The sequence below is a fragment of the Pseudomonas sp. FSL R10-0056 genome, assembly GCF_009600105.1.
Lineage (GTDB): Bacteria > Pseudomonadota > Gammaproteobacteria > Pseudomonadales > Pseudomonadaceae > Aquipseudomonas > Aquipseudomonas bubulae.
Window position 1 is genome coordinate 1 of record NZ_WIWL01000032.1, and the last position, 2,726, is coordinate 2,726.

Below are 2,726 nucleotides of genomic sequence, written 5' to 3' on the forward strand. Positions count from 1 at the left end.
CCCACCCGTCCCAACAACCCCTCCCCCCGGGACTTCTTCGGCGTCAAATCCTCCGGCGTGATCTTCGGCAATACGGCGTTTTCGGCCTGATTCACCTTGGCGTAATAGTCCCGGATCGACTGGTGTTTAGCCTTGCTGCCCTCGAGGCCGCGATCCAGTCCATACCTCCCCACGGCTTTCGCAAAATTGGTCTGCATTGCCGTCAGCTTGGCTCGGCCACCCAGGAACGCTTTGGCGTTCAGCTTGCCGTCCTGGTCGAGCGGTACCACGTAGGCGACCAGGTGCGGGCTGGTTTCGTCGTGGTGCACCGAGGTGGCCACCACGTTATCCGCCCCGTGCAGCTCCTTCAGCCACTCAACCGCCGTGGCGAAATAGCGTTCGCCCTTGGCGTCTGTGCCGTCAAAGTAGTCCGGGCTGGCCCCGATGAAATACTCGACGCACAGCACGGCATCGCTGCGCCGCTTCTCAGGAAGCCGCGCCACGATCGCCGCCTTCACCTCATCGGCACTAGCTATCTCGTGTGTGTTGAGGTGCAGGCGCTCAGGCACCGCATTCGGGGTGTCTCGCGTCCGGTAGTTGTGCGCCAAAGAGCCGCCGATGTTGCCCATCGTCTTGAGCTTTTCCGTGCGCAAAATCGCGTATGCCATAGCTGCCTCTATCGTGCGGTTTGCACGATCTTGGCAGCGATTGAGCGCACGCGAAAGAGCAAAGGTGTACTCACTACACCTTTGCTTCGCAAAGATTCGTTCGTACCGCTGTTCTTAGCTAGGCTTTTGCATTGACAGAGTAGCAATACCATCAACGCTGAGGCTCATCGAAACCTTAGTGCCACTGCTTTTAACGAAGGTGCCATCTGTATTGTAAATGAGCTCGTAAGTACCGCCGTCCTTGAGCAGTAAAGAGTGTTTGACTACCCCGTCATCCTCAGTAATTACATAGCTCTTTAGATCAGCGAGATTGTCCAAACCGAAAGATTTAGGAGTGAAGTTTTCGATACTGACACCCCCTTCTTTTTCAATTTTTAGCACCGTCCCATCAGGACGAGTAATCGTTGCAGATCCATCGGGATGCGTTTCAATGCGGTTCCCGTAGGCTTCAGCATGTAAAAGATTTCCATTTTTATCAGTAGTGAATTGAGGCTCATGTGAAAAGTCGGTCATGTGAAAACTTCATGTAGTTAGGGAAGCAAATTGATACCACACAAAACGAAAATTCCTGCGCTGCGTGTGCAAGTAAGCAACGCGCGCAGGCCGGAGGCGCGGCGTGAAGGAGCGAAGCAGCCGCACGCTGACCTCCCTTCCTTGTGCGGTAGTGGTCGGCGCACAGCGACTGGAAGGCCGCTGGATCTGGATCAGATCGCCGGTGCCTGAACCACCGCTGCTAACGCGCTTCGCTTGTTGGGCGTCCCCCAGCACAGCGCCCTACGGTCACTGCACTGGGTGCCACCTTGAGCTAGCTGAACGGCCCGATTCTTTGAATCCCAGGAGCAAGGGCAAAGACCACATCAAGAGCCAGATCAAGAGCGCGTAGTAACAGAGTGAGAAGCAAACGACCTTTTGGGCCATACGCCACGGGAAAGCTCGAGACAAAATCAGAACCTCTCGAGACAAACGCAGGACATTATGAGACATAATACGCTTGTTTTTTGTCTTTCGAGGGCATAACGTGTGTCTCACCAAAGGACAAAAATGGCCTCCGATATGTCTGGAACGATTAACCTTCGCAAGCTTGAGTACAGCCCCTTAGCCAACCCGCTACTGGAACCCACTGAGGTGACGGTGAAGAAGCGATACGTGAAGACCGGCACGTCAGAGGAGCTGGTGAGTACACGCACCGGAGAGGTCCGCCAAACTGCTGCGATTTACACCGTGGACGAGCGTGACGACGCCTCTTTTGTAAAAGTCTTTGCGGCTGGTGTGGCCGCTGCATTTGACCTTGGCCGTACTGCATCTCGGGTGTTTCAACTTGTCCTGCAGGAATACGAGCGAGCCCCCATGCGTCAGGGTTTCGCCGAAAGCATTGAGCTAGCGTGGTTCAATGATGGGCTATCCGGTCGGTCCGTAGATATGAGCGAAAAGACCTTTCAGCGGGGCCTCAAAGAGCTGCTGGCCAAGCAATTTCTGGCCCCCCGCTCCCCATCCACTTTCTGGGTTAATCCCGCCTTGTTCTTCAAGGGTGATCGCGTGAAGTTCATCACCGAATACCGCAGAAAAGGCTCTCGGGGACCGTCGGCCCCGGCCTCAGTCACGATGGAAACTGAGGCCTAGGCCCGACCCTGCCTAGTGGCCCATACCCTTACCCCGTGGGGGCGTTCTGGACTTGTTCGCGGCGGCCCGTTCTTCGCGCTGTCGTTGCTGCTCAATTTTGCGCTCTTGCTCCAGAGCTTCACGCATCCGAACCATCTTCGCGCTGTCCACCGTCATTGCAGCCGCTAAGGTCTTGCGTTCGGCCTCGTTGAGGGGCCTGAGAGCATCCAAAAACGGTTTTAAGGCCTTCTGCTGGTCATCCAGCGCCTTACGCGCCGCCTGCGCCTCCTTGCGCGCCTGAGAGGCCTCCGCGGCTTTGGCGCGGTATGCCTTGGTCGCCTCCAAGACCTTCGCGTTGAGCCGGTCAGCGATCCCTTCTGGTGTCTCAAGATAGCTTTGCAGCCCCACCCGTCCCAACAACCCCTCCCCCCGGGACTTCTTCGGCGTCAAATCCTCCGGCGTGATCTTCGGCAATACGGC

The 2,726-nt window shown here is 56.5% G+C and carries 4 protein-coding genes; 1 reads left to right on the plus strand and 3 read right to left on the minus strand.

Annotated elements, in window-relative coordinates:
• Positions 1-647: MobV family relaxase (mobV, locus tag GHO42_RS01975; RefSeq protein WP_178114881.1), on the minus strand; the 647-nt coding region annotated here is incomplete at its 3' end.
• Positions 648-761: 114 nt separating this feature from the next.
• Positions 762-1,160 carry a hypothetical protein gene (locus GHO42_RS01980; protein ID WP_153336997.1) on the minus strand — a complete coding sequence of 133 codons (399 nt, stop codon included), beginning with the start codon at positions 1,158-1,160 and terminating at the stop codon, positions 762-764.
• A gap of 528 nt (positions 1,161-1,688) precedes the next feature.
• On the opposite strand from GHO42_RS01980, the gene GHO42_RS01985 reads away from it, so the two are divergent.
• On the plus strand, positions 1,689-2,267 hold the full coding sequence (locus GHO42_RS01985) for a replication/maintenance protein RepL (RefSeq protein ID WP_218575977.1): 579 nt from the start codon (positions 1,689-1,691) through the stop codon (positions 2,265-2,267).
• Positions 2,268-2,279: 12 nt separating this feature from the next.
• Here the strand turns inward: GHO42_RS01985 and GHO42_RS25645 are convergent.
• On the minus strand, positions 2,280-2,726 hold a 447-nt coding region (locus GHO42_RS25645), incomplete at its 5' end, for a hypothetical protein (protein ID WP_218575978.1).